The 18324-nt window shown below is 46.0% G+C and carries 20 protein-coding genes; 15 read left to right on the plus strand and 5 right to left on the minus strand.

All coding sequences use genetic code 11. From position 1 onward, the window contains the following. Positions 1–19 precede the first annotated feature (19 nt). Together PY479_RS02920 and aroG are read left to right on the plus strand one after the other, a co-directional pair. On the plus strand, positions 20–1180 hold the full coding sequence (locus PY479_RS02920; RefSeq protein ID WP_228730412.1) for a hypothetical protein: 1161 nt from the start codon (positions 20–22) through the stop codon (positions 1178–1180). Positions 1181–1269: 89 nt separating this feature from the next. After that, positions 1270–2334 (plus strand): 3-deoxy-7-phosphoheptulonate synthase AroG, encoded by a 1065-nt coding sequence (gene aroG / locus PY479_RS02925; RefSeq protein WP_275482825.1) that lies wholly within the window; start codon positions 1270–1272, stop codon positions 2332–2334. Positions 2335–2374: 40 nt separating this feature from the next. On the opposite strand, the gene PY479_RS02930 is transcribed toward aroG, so the two are convergent. Further along, positions 2375–2545 (minus strand): hypothetical protein, encoded by a 171-nt coding sequence (locus tag PY479_RS02930; protein ID WP_275482826.1) that lies wholly within the window; start codon positions 2543–2545, stop codon positions 2375–2377. 378 nt (positions 2546–2923) lie between these two features. Here PY479_RS02930 and PY479_RS02935 point away from each other — a divergent pair, with 378 nt between their 5' ends. The 3 genes from PY479_RS02935 (at position 2924) to PY479_RS02945 (ending at position 5245) form a co-directional block, all read left to right on the plus strand. Next, entirely contained in the window at positions 2924–3196 is a 273-nt protein-coding gene (locus tag PY479_RS02935; RefSeq protein WP_275482827.1) for a hypothetical protein, read from the plus strand. A 599-nt stretch (positions 3197–3795) separates the two neighbouring features. Then, complete coding sequence (locus PY479_RS02940) at positions 3796–4392, plus strand: DUF5610 domain-containing protein (RefSeq protein WP_275482868.1); 597 nt, start codon at positions 3796–3798, stop codon at positions 4390–4392. Between the two features lie 106 nt (positions 4393–4498). Further along, positions 4499–5245, plus strand: a complete 747-nt coding sequence (locus PY479_RS02945; protein ID WP_275482828.1) for a ferredoxin--NADP reductase — start codon at positions 4499–4501, stop codon at positions 5243–5245. A gap of 368 nt (positions 5246–5613) precedes the next feature. On the opposite strand, the gene PY479_RS02950 is transcribed toward PY479_RS02945, so the two are convergent. Beyond that, entirely contained in the window at positions 5614–6057 is a 444-nt protein-coding gene (locus PY479_RS02950; RefSeq protein WP_275482829.1) for a hypothetical protein, read from the minus strand. A gap of 197 nt (positions 6058–6254) precedes the next feature. On the opposite strand from PY479_RS02950, the gene ggt reads away from it, so the two are divergent. Both ggt and PY479_RS02960 read left to right on the plus strand, forming a co-directional pair. Then, a complete protein-coding gene (ggt, locus tag PY479_RS02955) occupies positions 6255–7967 on the plus strand; it encodes a gamma-glutamyltransferase (protein WP_275482869.1) in 1713 nt (570 codons plus the stop codon). Between the two features lie 97 nt (positions 7968–8064). Next, positions 8065–9003, plus strand: coding sequence for a Dyp-type peroxidase (locus tag PY479_RS02960; protein WP_212595588.1), 939 nt, complete (start codon positions 8065–8067; stop codon positions 9001–9003). 49 nt (positions 9004–9052) lie between these two features. On the opposite strand, the gene argR is transcribed toward PY479_RS02960, so the two are convergent. After that, positions 9053–9523, minus strand: coding sequence for a transcriptional regulator ArgR (gene argR / locus PY479_RS02965; protein ID WP_212595589.1), 471 nt, complete (start codon positions 9521–9523; stop codon positions 9053–9055). A 287-nt stretch (positions 9524–9810) separates the two neighbouring features. Between argR and mdh the strand changes: the two genes are divergently transcribed. Continuing rightward, a complete protein-coding gene (mdh, locus tag PY479_RS02970; protein WP_212595590.1) occupies positions 9811–10746 on the plus strand; it encodes a malate dehydrogenase in 936 nt (311 codons plus the stop codon). A 78-nt stretch (positions 10747–10824) separates the two neighbouring features. Here mdh and ispB read toward each other — a convergent pair whose 3' ends face one another. Next, on the minus strand, positions 10825–11796 hold the full coding sequence (ispB, locus tag PY479_RS02975) for an octaprenyl diphosphate synthase (RefSeq protein ID WP_212595591.1): 972 nt from the start codon (positions 11794–11796) through the stop codon (positions 10825–10827). A 258-nt stretch (positions 11797–12054) separates the two neighbouring features. Here ispB and rplU point away from each other — a divergent pair, with 258 nt between their 5' ends. From rplU to PY479_RS03010, 7 genes are all read left to right on the plus strand, one after another. Beyond that, on the plus strand, positions 12055–12366 hold the full coding sequence (rplU, locus tag PY479_RS02980; RefSeq protein WP_133040353.1) for a 50S ribosomal protein L21: 312 nt from the start codon (positions 12055–12057) through the stop codon (positions 12364–12366). Between the two features lie 15 nt (positions 12367–12381). Beyond that, positions 12382–12636: a 50S ribosomal protein L27 gene (gene rpmA, locus PY479_RS02985; protein ID WP_212595592.1), complete on the plus strand. Its 255-nt coding sequence runs from the start codon at positions 12382–12384 to the stop codon at positions 12634–12636. Positions 12637–12756: 120 nt separating this feature from the next. Beyond that, the gene (cgtA, locus tag PY479_RS02990) at positions 12757–13923 is read left to right on the plus strand and encodes an Obg family GTPase CgtA (RefSeq protein ID WP_212595593.1); all 1167 of its coding nucleotides are present in this window, start codon (positions 12757–12759) and stop codon (positions 13921–13923) included. A 28-nt stretch (positions 13924–13951) separates the two neighbouring features. Then, positions 13952–14713: a threonine/serine exporter family protein gene (locus PY479_RS02995; protein WP_275482831.1), complete on the plus strand. Its 762-nt coding sequence runs from the start codon at positions 13952–13954 to the stop codon at positions 14711–14713. Then, complete coding sequence (locus PY479_RS03000) at positions 14710–15183, plus strand: threonine/serine exporter family protein (protein ID WP_212595595.1); 474 nt, start codon at positions 14710–14712, stop codon at positions 15181–15183. Before PY479_RS02995 ends, PY479_RS03000 begins: the two co-directional genes overlap by 4 nt. A 21-nt stretch (positions 15184–15204) precedes the next feature. Next, positions 15205–15687, plus strand: a complete 483-nt coding sequence (locus tag PY479_RS03005; RefSeq protein WP_212595596.1) for a dihydrofolate reductase — start codon at positions 15205–15207, stop codon at positions 15685–15687. Between the two features lie 75 nt (positions 15688–15762). Then, complete coding sequence (locus tag PY479_RS03010) at positions 15763–16176, plus strand: DUF3718 domain-containing protein (RefSeq protein WP_212596516.1); 414 nt, start codon at positions 15763–15765, stop codon at positions 16174–16176. Between the two features lie 56 nt (positions 16177–16232). On the opposite strand, the gene PY479_RS03015 is transcribed toward PY479_RS03010, so the two are convergent. Further along, a complete protein-coding gene (locus PY479_RS03015) occupies positions 16233–18254 on the minus strand; it encodes a methyl-accepting chemotaxis protein (RefSeq protein ID WP_275482832.1) in 2022 nt (673 codons plus the stop codon). Positions 18255–18324: the final 70 nt, after the last annotated feature.

The following is an 18324-nucleotide window of genomic DNA, read 5'->3' on the forward strand; positions in this document are numbered from 1 at the left end:
AAAGTGATGTGGGATGCTAATGGTGTTATTGCGTATACCTTTGATGGTGTTGCTTTGTCTGTTGTGGGTCTCGGGATGCTCGACTACGGCACAAGTCTCAACGGATCTCTCTGCGTTATGGCAGGACGCGCATTTTAAAGCAGTGTCTGATATTCCCGCACCGGATGTGATTTTTCAGTTGCCGCCAGATGAGATCCGCGAAATCAGAGCTGATTTCCAACGGCAGCAAACCTTACGAAGAGGCTTACCTGCACACAAATGGCTAGCTAACTATCTTAGTGCGAGTCGCGGTGGATTTCGTTATCAGGATAACGACACTCGAATTGCTGCCGACACTTTGTATAAACGTCACGGTAACTGCATGTCGTTGGTTGTACTGACTGCGGCATTGGCCAAAGTGCTGGATGTCGGTGTGATCTATCAAAGTGTCTCGGTTCCCCCAGTCTGGGATCAACGAGGCAATTTTAACTTGCTCAATGGCCACATTAATCTGCGTCTGAAAGCGTTAGAGCAGCCCAATATCTTTGATGCTGCAGATACTGAACTAGTGGTGGATTTTGTGCCTGCTGAAACCTTAAGAGCCTATCGCACCGACAGAGTTGATGAGTCAATGGTACAGGCGATGTTTTTCAATAATCTGGCGGCAGAAGCGATGATTAATGATGACTGGAATAGGGCATACGCGCTATTGAAAGTCAGTTTACAGCTGCAACCTCAATTTATTGCGGCGCTTAACAATCTTGCGATTGTGTATCGTAACAATCACCTGCAGCCGATGGCAGAAGTTGTATATCGTCATGCCTTGCAGCTCGAACCCAATAATTTGACCACACTTTATAATCTTGCCGTGTTACTTGACCTGGAAGGCCGGCTTGATGAATGGATAGCCGTGAATCGTATTCTGGAGCTGGAGCGGATCCGTAATCCTTATTATTACTACGGAATGGGCCAACAAGCCTATCGCGAACAACGCTTTAGCGATGCCATTCGTTGGTATCGACAAGCTATTGAAAAAGCGAATTATCGGCATGAATTCTATTTTGGATTATCACGCAGTTACTGGATGTTAGGAGAACGAAAAGCGGCAGAAGCTAATTTACGCAAAGCTCTGCTATTGAGTCGCGACGATAATTGGACTAAGCGCTATCAAGCCAAATTGAACGTACTGACGCTGCATTAATCCGGTAATTTTCAGCATTGCATCATGGTGGCATAAAGGCTAGATTTGAGCCTCACCTATGATTAATTAGTCGGAGTTAGAAGAATCCTATGTCGTACCAGAATGATGATGTGAGAATTAAAGAGGTTAAGCAACTTTTACCACCAATCGCTATTCTGGAACGATTTCCTGCAACGGACAATGCATCGGCCACTGTATTCAATGCCCGTCGCAGCATCCACCAGATGTTACATACTCAAGACGATCGGTTATTGGTAATCATTGGACCATGTTCGATTCACGATCCTGAAGCTGCCCTCGAGTACGGTCAGCGCCTTTTAGCGCTCAGGGAACGTTATAAAGACCAGCTTGAAGTGGTGATGCGGGTTTATTTTGAAAAGCCCAGAACCACAGTTGGCTGGAAAGGTTTGATCAACGATCCATATATGGACAAAAGTTTTCAGCTAAATGATGGGTTGCGTAAAGCCCGTAAGTTATTGCTGGATCTGAATGATATGGGGCTGCCGACTGCCGGTGAATTTCTTGACATGATTACGCCGCAGTATGTTGCGGACTTGATGTGCTGGGGGGCGATAGGTGCCCGTACCACTGAGTCTCAGGTACACCGAGAACTGGCTTCAGGTTTGTCCTGCCCGGTAGGTTTTAAAAATGGTACTGATGGCAACATCAAGATTGCCATTGATGCGATTGGGGCTGCCAGTGCCTCGCACTATTTTCTGTCGGTGACTAAATTCGGGCACTCAGCGATTGTGTCAACCAAAGGAAATGATGACTGCCACATCATTTTGCGCGGTGGAAAAGAACCAAACTATGATGCAGCATCTGTTGCCGCAACCAAAGCGCAATTAAAGAAAGCTGGATTGCCGCTCAAAATCATGATTGATATCAGTCATGCCAATTCGCATAAAGATTATCGGCGTCAGATGCAGGTAGCCGAAGACGTATGTCTGCAGCTACAGCAAGGCGAGCAGAGTGTGTTCGGCCTGATGGTAGAAAGTAACCTGGTTGAAGGAAATCAGGAACTTAAAATCGGCCAACCATTACGCTATGGTCAGAGTATCACCGATGCTTGTATCGGCTGGGATGACACAGAAAAACTGCTCGCCTTACTTAATGAAAGTGTGCTTGCCAGAAGAAAATCTACTGCAGTTTAAACATGTTATCAAAGCATAACAGGCACAGTTATTGTGCCTGTTATTTTTGCATTTTCTGCTGCAAATACTCATTGGCTTTGGCCAGACTTCCAAATGAAGCAATGAGATTGTTTCGGCCTTTTGCTTGAATTTCGGGGTTTCCTGACTCGACCATCATCCAAACCCAGGTTTGGATCAGTGGTAAAGGGGGATATTGAACTTTGGATTCCATGATGCTTAGGTCCTTTAACTAACTGTCTAATAGCGCTGCACTAAAAGGGCCCACAATCCAGGTGGTAAACTGACTTCCTGAGAATTGACTTAGAGTACCAAATTCCTGCGTCAGAGATAATCACATTTGCGCTAATACTTTGTTTAAAAATGTAAAAGGTTTTAACGTTAGCGACAATGTTATCTCAGCGGTTAGCGGTGAACACCATACTATCGTCACAATGTGACAGTTCAGCGAAAAATGAGGTGAAGTGCTGATTGACTCTCAGTACATTTGGCTGATTTCTGTGCAAATTACCCACAAGTAATTCAGTAGCGATTCAGTTGTGCGATTGCATACTTGTTCTGTAGTCAACTTTATCTATAAAAAGGTAATGCTATGGAAAATATTGCACTATTGGTAAGCCTTGAAGGAACCAGTAAACGGGTCACTACAGATTGGCGCAGCTTAGCTGCTACCTTAAAGCAACGTGGATTGGGTGATTGTGCGTTGCAGCAGTTGCATATTGAATTACTGGCGGGGCTGATTGTGTCGACACGAGGTCTTACGCTGTGCAAAAAGCTATCTTTGCCCATACACGACGATATGGATTGGCATTTATTGGGAACATCACATGCCGCCGCCGAACAAGCTACAATGGCAGGACTTTAGTAGAGTGGAAAAGAGTTACTTGTTGTCAGCTTGACGTGTTTGCCAGCCATCACAGAGGAGATTAACGCAGCCATCTTGTTCGGACACAGGGCGTAGACCGGTGATTTTACCCCCCCGGTAACATAGCATTTCGCCCTCAATCTCAATTAGTCGGCTACAGTTTTGGCAGCTTAATGACGCATTTTTTGTGCAGTCTGTGCTAGTGGGTGTTCGGCTGACATATGTGGTCTTCACCTTTAACTCTCCCTTTCAGCTGTTCCAAATGATTAATGGCGGCATTCTAACATTTTTTGTGATGTGGCGCACAATCTAACTTAGGTAATATTTTTAGTTTACGCAATAGCTAAATTAGCTTTATGCTAATTTAACACATTCAATGTGACAATCTGTTGTAAATTTAAAATCCCGCAATCCTATATTTTGTTTGATGTTAAACACCTCTACCGCCTCTTGTTTCGCCTGCTATATGCCATGGTCGTGCTGCTTGTTCGCTCCGGTATGTCGATGTTACTTGCCGCACTTAAATCTGAATTGATCTAAATTTGTGTAAAAAATGGTCGATAATGAGATGAATGCTTAATATGCGCGAGGACTAAATGATGGAAATCCAAAATCATGGTTACCAGGTATCTAAGGTCGCTACCGATAAAGCGGCGGTGGTGGATGGCAACCACGGTAAAGCCGTATCTGAAGTCGCCCGCAGTAAAAGTGCCCGTCATATTAGCCAGCAATTGATGAATCAGGCGATTGCTTCAGCACAGGAACAGGTGTCGATAAGCAGCGGTGATAAACCCATGCAATTGCTTTACCGGACAGCAATTGATGCTATTAATCAGGAATTGGCCGGGCCCATGGGAAATTCGGCGCCGCAACTATCACAACAGCAAGAAATGGATTATTCGCCGGAAGCTACCGCTGGACGAATTGTGGATTTTGCGACGCAGTTTTTCTCGGTCTATCAACAACAAAATCCAGATAAAAGTGCAGCAGACCAGCTTAGTGGCTTCATGGATGTTATTGGTAGCGCCATCGACAATGGTTTTGCTGAGGCGCGGAATATCCTGGATAAGTTAAACGTACTAAATGGGGATATCGCTGACGGTGTCAATGCCACCTATGAGTATGTTCAGAAAGGATTAACGGCGTTTCGTGACAGTTTTAACAGCGATAATGCTACTACAGATACCGCGAGCTGAATCCAAATGTATCGTCGCTTAAACCCCTTCAATGGAAGGGGTTTTTGTTATGTGTCGTGTGGCGTATGCTTAACTTTAGTTAGGTGACTCATTCGGTGGAGAGACTATGTGGCACGTCGGTAAAGTGATTGAGCGGACTGACTGGAACAGTAGGCTCTTCAGTTTGAAGATAGCTGTCGATATTGGCCCTTTTATTGCGGGACAATTCGTTAAGCTGGGGATGGAGATACAAGGCAAGCGAGTTGCCAGGGCCTATTCTGTAGTGAATGCGCCTGGCAGCAACTACATCGAAATTTTGGCGGTCACCGTTCCCGACGGAAGTTTATCGCCAGCATTGCACTTGCTCTTACCAGGGGATGTTGTTGAGGTCAATGTTCCTGCTACCGGATTCCTGACGTTACCGGAATTGCCCTCTGGCAAGCTACAGGGACGACATCTTTGGATGTTAGCGACTGGGACGGCCGTCGGACCATTTTTGTCGATGTTAGACACTGCCGAACCTTGGCAACGATTTGAGCAAGTAATATTGGTCTACGGTGCCAGACTAGTGGCTGATTTGGCATATCTTGATAAGTTGCAGACCTTGGCTCGTAAGAATACGCAGTTCTGCTTCCTGCCCAGCGTGACCCGCGAAACGCAATCCGGGATGTTACATTGCCGAATTCCCGATGGCATTGCCTCCGGCGAAATTGAACGGCAAGCCGGTATCACAATTACAGCCACAGATTCTCAGGTGATGTTATGTGGAAACCCGGGGATGATCCACAGCACAATTGAACTTTTAACGGCGCGGGGATTACATAAAAACTTGCGGCGAGCACCAGGGCAGATCACAACAGAGAAGTATTGGTAACTAAATTCCCACGATTGCTTTCCAGCTCCGAATTTACCACCAATCAAAGTTGTGGATGGAAATCTATACGTTTCTGGATCCGCAACCTATAGAGCTGCTTTTATGCTGGAGGATATGAACAAAGTTTCATTACTCGATTTTTATATGAGGCGCCATGAACCTATTTAGTGTTCAATGTTTCCGACTTATTAAATAAGTGACCTTGCGGAAATTGGCATGAATTTAACTTGTACGGCAGAGGTTGGGCAAAGCCGCACCGAGCACCTGTGGTAAGACGACTTTGACACTGTAGTGGTGTGATTGTTGTGAATATTGCGTTGAGCCTTAAATCTTGTCAGTCAATAATGTCCCAATTGTGTTACCGCAACCTATCCAAGCTTGTACGTATCCATATATCTGCGGCCAGCAGGGTTTTTACGCCTTTCTGCTTCCCCATTATGACCGTATAAATCGGTAATTAGACCAACATGAATACGGCGACCTGTGCCGGGAGTTCGCCGATCTTCGTGGTGCATATAGCGGCATTTGCAGTCTGGGTTATCACATGTGGCTAATGGCAAGCTAGGGGCATCTTGCGGCAGAAAACGTTTCCCCGATAATTGGGCCGCCGCTTTACACGGAAAGCCAGTGCACTCAATGCTAACGGCTTTAAAGGGGGATGCTTTCGGGGGAGCTGTTCTAGCACGTGATTCTTTATTTTTTTTTGTTTGCCAGCGGTGACGAAAAAGGTAGCCGAGCACCAGCACTGCCAGCAGCAGAAACCCTATCTCATACATACCACTCTCCCTGATTATTTTTTTGAGTATTTTCATTGCCTTCTAGTTTAGTTGAAATATGGCGTGTTAGCGGAGAATTACGAAAGGAGGTAGTCATCGAGAGAATTGTTTCAATACATTGCTCGTTATGAACAGTATGTCACTGTTATGTTACGTTTATTGCATTGTGTAATCACCGGTCTCAACCGACTATGTTCACATCTAATCCGAAGGTAAAAGTTTCGACTAACGCTATGATCAATATTTATCGATGGTCGTTTTTAACGGTTGTGTCGCTGCTGATTTTCTCCACTGCTGATGCATTAGCTTACGACAGGATAACGGGGAAGGCATTTGCCAGCCGCTCAGCAGTTTATGCAGTGCATGGGATGGCTGCGACTAGCCAGCCACTGGCAACTCAAGTAGCGCTGGATATCCTCAAAGACGGTGGTAGTGCGGTCGATGCAGCGATTGCCGCAGATGCGATGTTGGGATTGGTGGAGCCCACAGGTTCTGGGGTCGGTGGCGATCTTTTTGCCATTGTCTGGAGTGCGAAAGATAAGCAGCTCTATGGCCTTAACGCTTCTGGCAGAAGCCCAAAATCATTGACGCTGGAAATACTTAAGGCAAAAGGCTTGGATTACTTACCACCCTACGGGCCGTTACCCGTATCAGTGCCGGGGGCGGTTGATGGTTGGTATCAGCTTCACAGTAAGTTCGGTAAATTACCGATGAAAAGCAATCTTGCGCCAGCGATTCGCTATGCCCGAGAAGGCGTTCCCGTCTCGGAATTGATTGCGTACTACATGCAGCTGAGTGGCAAGCGTTTGGCTAAATATCCGGGTTTTAAAGAGACCTATATGCCCAATGGCCACATGCCAAAAACCGGTGAAATATTCAAGAATCCTGCATTGGCAAATACTCTGGAAAAAATAGCCAAGGGCGGTAGAGATGAGTTTTACAAAGGAAGTATTGCTCGCAGTATCGCAGCCTATATGAAAGCTCAGGGTGGCTATTTGAGTTACGACGATCTGGCCAGTCATCATAGCGAATGGGTCAAACCGGTATCAGCTAATTATCGCGGATATGATGTTTGGGAACTGCCTCCTAACGGCCAAGGCATTGCCGCATTACAGATTTTAAAGACCATGGAGCCCTACAATGTAAAGGCGATGGGACAGACCAGCCCTGAATATGTGCATTTATTTGTCGAGGCGAAAAAGCTGGCATTTGCGGACCGTGCCAAATTCTATGCAGATCCCGATTTTAATAAGATCCCAGTTAAAGACTTGATTTCGCAAGATTACAACTATCAACGCGCAAAATTGATCGATCCGGAACGAGCCGCAAGGAGCGTAGAACCGGGCAATCCTAACCTACAACATGGTGATACTGTCTACCTCACTACCGCTGATAACGAGGGTAACATGGTGTCTCTGATCCAGAGTAACTATCGTGGTATGGGCTCTGGTATGACGCCTCCAGATTTAGGCTTTGTGCTACAAGATCGCGGACAATTGTTTGATCTGACTCCCGGGCGTTTTAACAGCTATGCACCAGGTAAACGGCCATTTCACACCATTATTCCCGCATTTGTGACCAAAAACGGTAAACCTTGGCTTAGTTTCGGCGTGATGGGCGGTGCCACGCAACCCCAAATGCATGCCCAAATACTTATCAATTTGATTGATTTTGGTATGAATTTGCAAGAAGCAGGAGATGCACCTCGTATTTTACATACCGGCTCCACTCAACCGACAGGGGAGCAGATGACTGATGGTGGTTACGTAAGCCTTGAGTCTGGGTTCCCGATGGAAACTCGACGCGAATTGATGAAAAAAGGGCACATTCTGCGGGATTCACTGGGGGCTTTTGGTGGTTATCAGGCCATCGCGAGAGATTTGCAAACTGGCGTATATTGCGGTGCTTCCGAAAGCCGCAAAGACGGACAAGTAGCAGGATATTAATGGCTTTGATCTCAAAACCCTTTGTTTCAGTGTAAATTTTGGCTCAAGTAACGGATAATAGTGCCGAATACGGTTTAAGCTGATAAAGGATTTTGGGATGGACTCACTAGATATGCCCCGGGAACAACTAGGTATCTGTGCGGAAGGCAATTTACACGCTGTCTATTTGATGTTCAATGCCAATGATGGTGTTGAGGCTCAGATGCGCCCATGCCTCGCCAATATTGCCCAGTATATTTATGAATTGGCAGATCAATATGCAGACAGTGCCTTCAACGGATTTGTCGCGATTGGTGCCAATTACTGGGATGCGTTATACCCAGACACTCGTCCGGCGGAATTGCGCCCATTCCCAGCAATGGAAAGTGGCGACCGTGATGCCCCTGCAATCGAATATGACCTGTTTTTCCATCTGCGTTGTGACCGTTTGGACATACTGCATTTAGTTGCAAATGAAGTTTACGGCATGCTTGAGGGGTTAGCTGAACTGGATGACGAAGAACGAGGGTTCCGTTACATGGACGCTCGCGATCTTACTGGTTTCGTAGACGGGACAGAAAATCCGAAAGGCCGAAACCGTCAGCAGGTGGCTCTGGTGGGGGAAGAAGATCCTGAATTTAGAGGTGGAAGCTACATACACGTCCAAAAGTATGTACACAATCTGCGTAAGTGGCAGCGCTTACCAACCAAGAAACAGGAAGATATTATTGGTCGGACTAAGCAGGATAATATCGAATATGAGTCTGAAGATAAGCCTTTGACTGCACATATTAAACGAGTGAATCTCAAGGATGAGCATGGTGAATCTATGGAGATTCTACGTCAAAGTTTGCCGTTTGGTACTGTGAAGCACCAAGGGTTAATGTTTATTGCGACCTGCAAAACGCCGACTCACTTTGAAAAAATGCTTCACAGTATGGTGTTTGGTGATGGCGAAGGGAACCATGACCACTTGATGCATTTCACTCAGGCTGTAACCGGGTCATCATTTTTTGCACCATCTCTGGATTTCATGATTCATTACAGTGAGTTGTAAGTTAGCCATAACAAACGCACTTTAGCGTGCGTTTGTTATTTTCTTGGTATTACTCCGCATAATTAAACAGTGATTTTACTGTTTCCAGGGTATCTTCGATCCCCTTGATGCTTGATGGACAGATGAAGATGGTATCATCACCGGCAATCGTGCCTAGGATCCCTTCTGGTTTGCCGATAGAGTCTAGTAATCGCGCAATTAATTGCGCGGCTCCTGGACTGGTTCTTACCACAATCATTGCCTGATTATGATCGACATCAAGTACCAGATTTTTCAGTGGGCTACCCGCGGTAGGAACACCAAGTTCAGCTGGGAGACAGTAAACCATCTCTTGCTTGGCATTGCGGGTGCGTACTGCCCCATACTTACTTAACATCCGGGATACTTTGGATTGATTTATGTTGGTAAAACCTTCGGTCTGGAGAGCGTTAACTATTTCACTCTGAGAGCCAAAGCGTTCTTCTTTTAAAATAGCTTTGAACGTCCTAATCAGATCGTCCTGGTTCTTGGTCGCGGTCATATTTGTCCAGCGTCTCTATTCATCCTGACCGGCGTATACTGCATATTTTTGAATTTACTGTCAAGTAATAGTCATTTTTTGTGAATAAAAATTCAGTTTGGCTTAATTTGAGAGAAATAAAGGCTGGACCTATATTGTTATTAGCAATGTTTCGAGAATGCCTTCGAAGCTTTATAAAGTCTTATGTGACTAATGGATAATTGCTATTTACCTATTGATGTCATAGATTTTTGCCACACAAAATAAGATCTGTGTCACATAAAAACCCGAGAATGACGGAGAGTACTATGAAAGTTGCCGTACTTGGTGCCGCCGGTGGTATTGGTCAGGCCCTCGCTCTGCTGTTAAAAACCCAGTTGCCTGCTGGTTCTGATTTATCACTGTATGACATTGCACCGGTTACCCCCGGTGTTGCCGTAGACTTGAGCCATATTCCAACCGCCGTGAAGGTTAAAGGTTTTGCGGGTGAAGATCCATCTCCGGCTCTCGAAGGTGCAGATGTTGTTCTGATCTCCGCTGGTGTCGCGCGTAAACCGGGAATGGATCGGTCGGATCTATTCAATATTAACGCCGGTATCGTGCGGAACTTAATTGAAAAAGTCGCGGTAGTTTGTCCAACAGCATTAATTGGCGTAATTACCAACCCAGTCAATACCACGGTGGCCATTGCCGCAGAGGTTTTGAAGAAAGCGGGTGTTTACGATAAAAACCGGCTGTTTGGTGTGACAACCCTTGACGTTATCCGCTCTGAAACCTTTATATCTGAGCTAAAAGGTATTGATATTGCCGACGTTAAGATCAAGGTTATCGGTGGTCACAGTGGCGTCACTATCCTGCCTTTGCTGTCACAGGTAAAAGGCGTCAGCTTCACCGATGAAGAAGTGGCTGCTTTGACTAAACGTATCCAGAATGCAGGCACTGAGGTGGTTGATGCCAAAGCGGGTGGTGGTAGTGCCACTTTGTCCATGGGGCAAGCTGCTTTCCGCTTCTGCATGTCGTTGATTAGGGGCTTGCAAGGCGAAGCAAACGTCGTGGAATGTGCCTATGTCGATGGTGGCAGTGAGTTTGCACCTTTGTTTGCGCAACCAATATTGCTCGGCAAAAATGGTATCGAACAATTATTGCCATGTGGCGAACTCAGTGAATTTGAAATCAAAGCACGAGATAGCATGCTTGATACGCTGAAAGCTGATATTCAGTTAGGTGTCGACTTTGTAAAATAAGCTCGATACCAATTAAATAAAAAAGCGGCATCATGCCGCTTTTTTATTATCAAAACTGCGTATTTCCGAGGTTATACCTTAATTGCTACGTGAAACCGCTATTTTTGCAAGACTGATTAATGCCTGCTTAAAATCACTTTCAGGTAAAATCGCGACAGCGCTAATCGCTTTGTCAGCTTCTTGCAAAGCTCTTTGGTGAGTGTAATCCAGTGCTCCGCAGGTATTTAGCGTGTCGACAATGGTTTCAATATGTTCGGTACCATTACCTTCTTCAATCGCTTTGCGTATCACCTGACGTGCATGTTCGTCACCATGAGCCATTGCATAAATAAGTGGCAGAGTTGGTTTTCCTTCTGCCAAGTCATCACCAATATTTTTACCCAGTTCTTCAGTCTCGGCAGTGTAATCCAGTAAGTCATCGGTTAATTGGAATGCAGTACCAAGATATTTACCGTAATCAGCCAGCGCTTGTTCCATCTCGGGTGGGCAGTTTGCCAGTACCCCCGCTAGGCGCGTCGCAGCCTCAAATAGTTTGGCCGTTTTACAGTAAATCACTCGCATATAGCTGGCTTCTGTTGTGTCTGGGTCGTTACAATTCATTAATTGCAAGACCTCGCCTTCAGCCAGCACGTTCGTGGTATCGGCCAGTACCTTCAACACCACCATTGAATCCAGCTCAGTCATCATCTGGAAGGCTCGGGTATAAAGGAAATCGCCAACCAGAACGCTGGCACTATTACCAAATAGGGCGTTAGCGGTTTCTCGACCTCGGCGCAAAGTCGACTCGTCCACAACATCATCATGGAGTAACGATGCGGTGTGGATAAACTCAACAATGGCTGCCAGCTTTAGGTGAGCTTGTCCTTCATAACCGATAGCTCGAGCTGCCAATACAGATAACAGTGGGCGCATTCTTTTGCCACCACCATTAATAATGTAAAAGCCCAATTGATTGATCAGTGCAACGTCGGATTCCAGCTGCTTGTATATCAGTTGATTGACTGCTTGCATATCCGCATCAGCCAGCTGACGGATAATGGTTAAATCCATAGTAGACTCTGATTGAGCGGGACCGCGCGAGCCCCGATAAAGTGTTATAATGTAGCAAAGTTTACCTAAAATTATTGTATAAGACAGTAGTTAAGCAGCGTTTGTGGGCGATAAGGCCGGCTTTTTTTAATCACGGCTATTTTAGGCTTGCCAGCTGGTGATTCTTCGCGTAGAATCCGCGCCCATTGTCATTAAAGTTTTTGTAGCACCCGGACCGGAAGATGGCCGGTGTGTTAGGAATTTCGGAGTAAAATAGCTATGTACGCTGTTTTTCAAAGTGGTGGTAAGCAGCACCGTGTTGCTGAAGGTCACACTGTACGCTTAGAAAAAATCGAAGTTGCTACAGGTGAAACCATTGAATTTGACCAAGTATTATTGGTTGCTAATGGTGAAGACGTAAAAGTGGGTACTCCGTTGGTTGCTGGTGGCAAAGTGCTTGCTACTGTTGTTAGCCACGGTCGTGACGAAAAAGTAACTATTCAGAAGTTTCGTCGTCGTAAACACCACGAGAAGAAAATGGGCCACCGTCAGTGGTTCACTGAAGTCAAAATCACAGCAATCAATGCTTAATTAGGAGTCTGACTCATGGCACATAAAAAAGCTGGCGGTTCTACTCGTAACGGCCGCGATTCAGAAAGTAAACGTCTTGGTGTAAAACGCTTTGGCGGTGAGTCTGTACTGGCAGGCAACATTATTGTTCGTCAACGTGGTACTAAGTTCCACGCTGGTGTAAACGTAGGTATCGGTCGTGACCATACTCTGTTTGCCCTGGCTGACGGCAAAGTGAAATTTGAAGTTAAAGGTCCTAACAACCGCAAGTTCGTTAGCATCGAAGAGTAATCTCGACCTTTACTGCAAAGCCCCGCCATTGGTGGGGCTTTTGTTTTGGTATTATTTGTTTTTGGTGCCCGCTGAAATTAGCGGATATAATTCGAACATTCAGGGGTGTCAGGAGAGTTTATGAAGTTTGTTGATGAGGCGGTGATTAGAGTCGAAGCCGGTGATGGTGGAAACGGCTGCGTCAGCTTCAGGCGTGAGAAGTATCTGCCTGATGGTGGCCCTGATGGCGGCGACGGTGGTGACGGCGGTAACGTGTATCTGCTGGCTGACGAAAATCTCAATACACTGATCGATTATCGCTTTGAGCGCTTTCATGCCGCAGAGCGTGGTGAAAATGGTCGTAGCCGCGATTGTACTGGCCATGGGGGACAGGATCTGGTACTCAGGGTCCCAGTTGGCACCCGCGCTGTTGATGAAGACACCGACGAAGTGTTGGGTGATTTGACTCAAAGCGGCCAGAAACTGTTGGTGGCTAAAGGTGGTTTTCATGGTTTAGGGAATACCCGATTTAAGAGCAGTGTCAACCGTGCCCCTAGGCAAAAAACGATGGGAACTCCCGGCGAAGTCCGTAGTTTACGTTTGGAGCTGTTATTGTTAGCGGATGTAGGCTTGTTGGGTATGCCAAATGCGGGCAAATCTACCTTCATCCGTGCCGTTTCGCGTGCTACTCCAAAAGTGGCTGATTACCCCTTTACTACGCTGGTGCCGAATCTGGGGGTGGTTAACCCACGTCCTGGACAAAGTTTCGTGATTGCCGATATCCCCGGTCTGATTGAAGGTGCGGCAGAGGGGGCTGGTCTTGGGATCCGTTTTCTAAAACATCTGGAGCGTTGTCGCATATTGTTGCATATTGTGGATATTGAGCCCGTTGATGGTTCGGATCCTGCAGAATCTGCACGCTCTATCGTCGCTGAGTTGGAAAAATATTCGCCTAAACTTGCAGGGAAACCCCGTTGGCTGGTATTCAATAAAACGGATTTATTGCTTGCAGAAGAACTTCAGGAAAAAGTTGCCAAGGTAGTCGCAGACTTAGGTTGGGAAGGTGATGTATATACCATGTCTGCTTATACCCGCGAGGGAACTGCGGCACTGGCTGAGAAGTTATATGACTTCATCAGCAAATTGCCGGCAGAAGAGCAGGATAATGACCCGGATGACGAGGTCGAGTTCAAATGGGGTAGTGATCATCTGGAAAACGCTGACGATCTCAACGAAGAATATGATGATGAATTTGACGATGACTTCGATGACGACGATTATGACGTCGAGGTTATATACCAACGTTAATCGCTGATAAAAGAGAGCCTGAACTCCTGTGTATGCTGATACCCAAAATGATATCACCCGGCAGGTAGTCCGGGCTGCTCAACTTTTGTTAGCCTATGGCGCTGAATCTGACTTAGTCGAAGAGTTAAGTCAGCGCCTTGGTCAGGCGCTTGGCCTTGCAAGCGTTGAACTGTCGATTTCCTCTAATTCCCTTGTATTGACTAGCCTGGTGCACGGACGTTGTGTGACAACCACACGGCGCATTCGCCAACACGGCATCAACATGGCTGTTGTTTGTGAACTCCAGCGAATTTGCCTGTTAACAGAAAAGGGGCTTTATGGGCCTAACGACGTTCGTAAACGTTTAGCTCACATCCATCCTCGGACCTACCCCAAATGGGTTCTTATTCCGTTTGTCGCGCTATCGTGTGGTAGTTTTTGTCATCTTTCTGGTGGCGATGCGACAGCTTGCTCTATTACTTTTTTTGCCTCAGCCATTGGGATGTATGTGCGCTTGGCGATGGCCGCTAAGCACTTTAATGTACTAGTGAATTTTGCCGTTACGGCATTTGTCACGAGTATGTTGGCGCAAGTTGGATTCATGTACCCACTTACGACTACGCCAAGATTGTCTGTCGCTGCGTCAGTGCTGATGTTAGTCCCTGGTTTCCCGATGATTAATGCCATATCGGATATGGTGAAAGGCCATATGAATGTGGGTATTGCACGTTGGGGGCAAGCAACCTTAATGACAGTAGCCTCCGTTATTGGTATCACCATTGCGATGCAATTAGGGGGGCTGTTGAAGTGATGGAACTGCTGCTTAAGTTAGCTGACGATGCTTTTTTTGCGTCGTTTCCTGCCGTGGGTTTTGCCATGTTATTTAACGTACCACGGCGCTTTTTACCCTATTGCGCACTGGCTGGTGCGGTCGGCCACTGCTTTCGCACAATTTTGCTGCAATTTCTATCTATGCCAATTGAATGGGCAACATTCATGGCGGCGGCTTTAATAGGTGTGATGACCATTATTTTTGCCAAGCGGCATTTGGCTCCGCCGCTGTTGTATGGCGTCGCGGCTATTATTCCGATGATCCCTGGTTCCTACGCCTATAACACGGTCATTGCAATGGTGGAGTTGGCGGCTCACTCCGAAGTGCGCAGTGAAGTATTGAACCAGGTCGTGTTAAATGGGGTTAAAACACTATTTATTCTGGGGGCTCTATCGGTTGGATTGGCAATGCCTTCGCTCGTGTATTATCGTACCCGCCCAATTATTTAATCTGTTTGCAACGGAGTCTTCATGCGCATCGCCTTGATAGCCGCAATGGCTAATAATCGTGTCATCGGTAAAGATAACAAGATGCCTTGGCATTTACCGGAAGATCTACGCCATTTTAAACAAGTGACGATGGGCAAACCGGTTGTTATGGGCAGGCGTACCTATGAATCAATCGGTCGGCCCTTACCTGGGCGACAAAACATTGTGATTACACGGAGAAGCGATTATATCCTCCCTGGCGTAACAGTTGCTTCTTCATTTGAAGATGCGATGACCAAAGCTGATGTCTGTGAGGAATTGATGGTGATCGGCGGTGGTCAGCTTTACGCTGAAGCCCTCCCTCAAGCCGATGTCCTTTATCTGACAGAGATAGCACTAGACGTTGAAGGTGATACCTGGTTTCCCCATTGGGATGATGGGAACTGGATCAAATCCTCAGAAGAAGTTGGACACAGTGCGGATGGCCTAGAATTTCACTTTCTCAAATACGTTAAAAGTGTGTAAAATCCTTCAAGTATTTAAAACCTCTGAGTAAACTCAGTGAAAACTGGAACAAAAACAATAAATAAGGAGTGAATGATGCGCTTATTCCCTGTGGCTATAGCTGCGCTGGTCGCCGTATCCTCAATCTCAATACCTACGCCAGCAAAGGCGGATGATGCCGCTTTTATTGCGGGTATTTGTGATTATGTAAAATCTAACGATAAGAACCGGTTACGTAAAAAATTGAAAGAGAATCGCGTAAAACTACGTAACATTTATCCTGGAGTTGTCTGTGATGGAACTAGTTTGCTACGCATAGCTTTCCAATCAAAATCAGAAGAAACCGGCGAATATATTGCCAAGCGTCTTTCTGGCAATGAACTACAAGCAACTGAATCGGACGGTAAGACCATTCTTCAGTGGGCTGAAGCTAACGGCTTTGGCAGTAGCATTATCACCTCGGCGATTAAAGAACGTTTAGGCGGTGCCGGTGGCGGTGAAGAAGAATAATCGTTGAATAAAAAGCCGCATATATGCGGCTTTTTACTTTGTATATCCTTTAAATTTTAAACTTTAAATTCTCGTACTGAGGATTGCAGTTCCTCAGCAAGTTTAGCCACTTGATGACTTGACTCTGCTGTCTGAGCCGACCCAATCGCTGTTTCATCAGAAATCTGTGCAATATCTTCTAATTTCTCAGACACTTGCTGGCTAACAATGTTTTGTTCTTGTGCGGCGCCAGAAATCTGTGTGCCAGCATCATAAGCTTGATGCACCGAGTCACTGATCGATACCAGCGCTTGGTTAGAAATCTCATTTTTTTCTACACAGAGTTTTGCCTGAGTTTGACCATATTCCATGACTGCTACTGCTTCTTTAGTGCCTTTTTGCAGCATCTCAATCATTTGCTGAATTTCACTGGTAGATTGTTGTGTGCGCGATGCTAAACTGCGAACTTCATCGGCAACCACGGCAAATCCGCGTCCTTGTTCTCCAGCCCTTGCCGCTTCAATTGCAGCATTAAGCGCCAGCAGATTTGTTTGTTCTGCAACGCCACGAATGACATCGAGAATGGTGCCAATCGTAGCGCTGTCGGCATGCACTTTATTAATTACTTTGGCAGCTTTTGCCACCTCATTCGCCAACGATTCAATAGTGCGCCGATTTTCTTCTGCAATGCCATGCATATTCTGCGTTTGTTCGTCAGCCTTCTTGATTTGTGCTAATGCATGGTCAGCACTTACTGATACCTGCTGTGCACTTGAACTTAACTCGGTGGTGGCGGCGGCAGCTTGGTCAACCTGCGCTTTCTGTTCTTGCACGCTAGCCGTTGCTTGCGTTGTAATTGCAGAGGTTTCTTCTGCGGCGGAGGCAAGCTGGTTAGAGCGATCAAGAATGCTGGTGATTAATTGTCTCAGACTGTCGATAAGCCGGTTACAGTTGCCGGATAACTCAGCAAATTCATCATGACCTGAATCATCCAGTTTATGTGTCAGATCCCCCGAGGCTACGACTCTGAGCGCATGATTAATCTCTTTCAATGCAGCCGTCAGCGGTTTTACAACAGCGATGCTTACCCCGATAGCGACTAAAATCGCGATCACAACTACAAACAGTGTTTTCAGGCTGGCGGAATTGATGCTATTCAGCACTTCAGCATTGATATCATTCGACAGCTTCTCAATCGCGGTAGAAAGATGTTTCATTGAGGTAACCGCGTTACCTTTAAGCGTTTCTGATTGGTTCAAATCATTTTGAGTACTGGTGAGTAGTTGTACTTCCAGTCCCTTTTGCGCCTGAATAGAGTCTGCTCCCTGCAATTGTTTGAAAATCGCGCCAGTCTGTTGGGCGATGTCTTTGAGCGTACTAGCCTTGACGATGCCTTCACCGTGTTGAGCGATATAAGCAACTTTTGTTTGAGCATCATTGATGATATAACCCAACTCTTTGTTAATCAGGTCATATTTACTTTGATCTTTAGCCGCGATGAGATCATATACAGTACTGGCCATGCTGGTCATGTTGCTATCGACAGCCGAGGCTGCGGCTGCGATATCCCGTTTAGTTGCATCACCATTGCTCTCTAGATCTACTAAGTCGAGTAACACTGAACCGACATCATCAGTATTTGAGTCCAGTTGCTCTCGTCTTTTCTCAAGACTTTCCTGGATCTTGAGCGCCTGCAATTTATTATCCATTATCCGTTTACCTAGCTCGGTAAACGCTTGGTAACTACTATTAACTTCGGGCAGGATGGTCTGGATATTTTGTTGGCCCTGCAGCAGGGTTAATAACTCATTATATTGATTATCAAAAGTTGCGTTCTGTTGTTCAAATTTGCCGGTTATCTCTGGCATCCCAGAAGAGTAGGGCGTATGAAACGCCACCAGGATCAGTCTTTGCTGTTCGCTGAGAATTTCCGACAACGAGTTAGTGGTATCAAGTGCCGGAATGCTCAATTTTTGAGTCACTTGAGTGGCCTTTTTTAACTCGTCATTCGTTAGCCAAGACACTGCACCAAGTATTAGCAATAACAAGGTCACCACCGTAAACCCGGCGATTACTCGTGTGGCCATGTTTAACTTCATACATTACTCCGGAACAATTTATGATTGGTAATTAGGTTAATTTTTATAAAGCGCAATCGCTAAAATATCG

Source organism: Shewanella sp. A32 (assembly GCF_029167175.1).
In the GTDB taxonomy this organism is placed as follows: domain Bacteria; phylum Pseudomonadota; class Gammaproteobacteria; order Enterobacterales; family Shewanellaceae; genus Shewanella; species Shewanella yunxiaonensis.

Coding starts and splice junctions, on each gene's coding strand:
- PY479_RS02960 (WP_212595588.1), top strand. CDS start 8,065: ATGGACTCACTAGATATGCCCCGGGAACAACTAGGTATCTGTGCGGAA.
- argR (WP_212595589.1), bottom strand. CDS start 9,523: ATGACCGCGACCAAGAACCAGGACGATCTGATTAGGACGTTCAAAGCT.
- rplU (WP_133040353.1), top strand. CDS start 12,055: ATGTACGCTGTTTTTCAAAGTGGTGGTAAGCAGCACCGTGTTGCTGAA.
- cgtA (WP_212595593.1), top strand. CDS start 12,757: ATGAAGTTTGTTGATGAGGCGGTGATTAGAGTCGAAGCCGGTGATGGT.
- ggt (WP_275482869.1), top strand. CDS start 6,255: ATGATCAATATTTATCGATGGTCGTTTTTAACGGTTGTGTCGCTGCTG.
- PY479_RS02945 (WP_275482828.1), top strand. CDS start 4,499: ATGTGGCACGTCGGTAAAGTGATTGAGCGGACTGACTGGAACAGTAGG.
- PY479_RS02930 (WP_275482826.1), bottom strand. CDS start 2,545: ATGGAATCCAAAGTTCAATATCCCCCTTTACCACTGATCCAAACCTGG.
- rpmA (WP_212595592.1), top strand. CDS start 12,382: ATGGCACATAAAAAAGCTGGCGGTTCTACTCGTAACGGCCGCGATTCA.
- PY479_RS03005 (WP_212595596.1), top strand. CDS start 15,205: ATGCGCATCGCCTTGATAGCCGCAATGGCTAATAATCGTGTCATCGGT.
- PY479_RS02920 (WP_228730412.1), top strand. CDS start 20: ATGGTGTTATTGCGTATACCTTTGATGGTGTTGCTTTGTCTGTTGTGG.
- PY479_RS02950 (WP_275482829.1), bottom strand. CDS start 6,057: ATGAAAATACTCAAAAAAATAATCAGGGAGAGTGGTATGTATGAGATA.
- aroG (WP_275482825.1), top strand. CDS start 1,270: ATGTCGTACCAGAATGATGATGTGAGAATTAAAGAGGTTAAGCAACTT.
- mdh (WP_212595590.1), top strand. CDS start 9,811: ATGAAAGTTGCCGTACTTGGTGCCGCCGGTGGTATTGGTCAGGCCCTC.
- PY479_RS02935 (WP_275482827.1), top strand. CDS start 2,924: ATGGAAAATATTGCACTATTGGTAAGCCTTGAAGGAACCAGTAAACGG.
- PY479_RS03010 (WP_212596516.1), top strand. CDS start 15,763: ATGCGCTTATTCCCTGTGGCTATAGCTGCGCTGGTCGCCGTATCCTCA.
- ispB (WP_212595591.1), bottom strand. CDS start 11,796: ATGGATTTAACCATTATCCGTCAGCTGGCTGATGCGGATATGCAAGCA.
- PY479_RS03015 (WP_275482832.1), bottom strand. CDS start 18,254: ATGAAGTTAAACATGGCCACACGAGTAATCGCCGGGTTTACGGTGGTG.
- PY479_RS02940 (WP_275482868.1), top strand. CDS start 3,796: ATGGAAATCCAAAATCATGGTTACCAGGTATCTAAGGTCGCTACCGAT.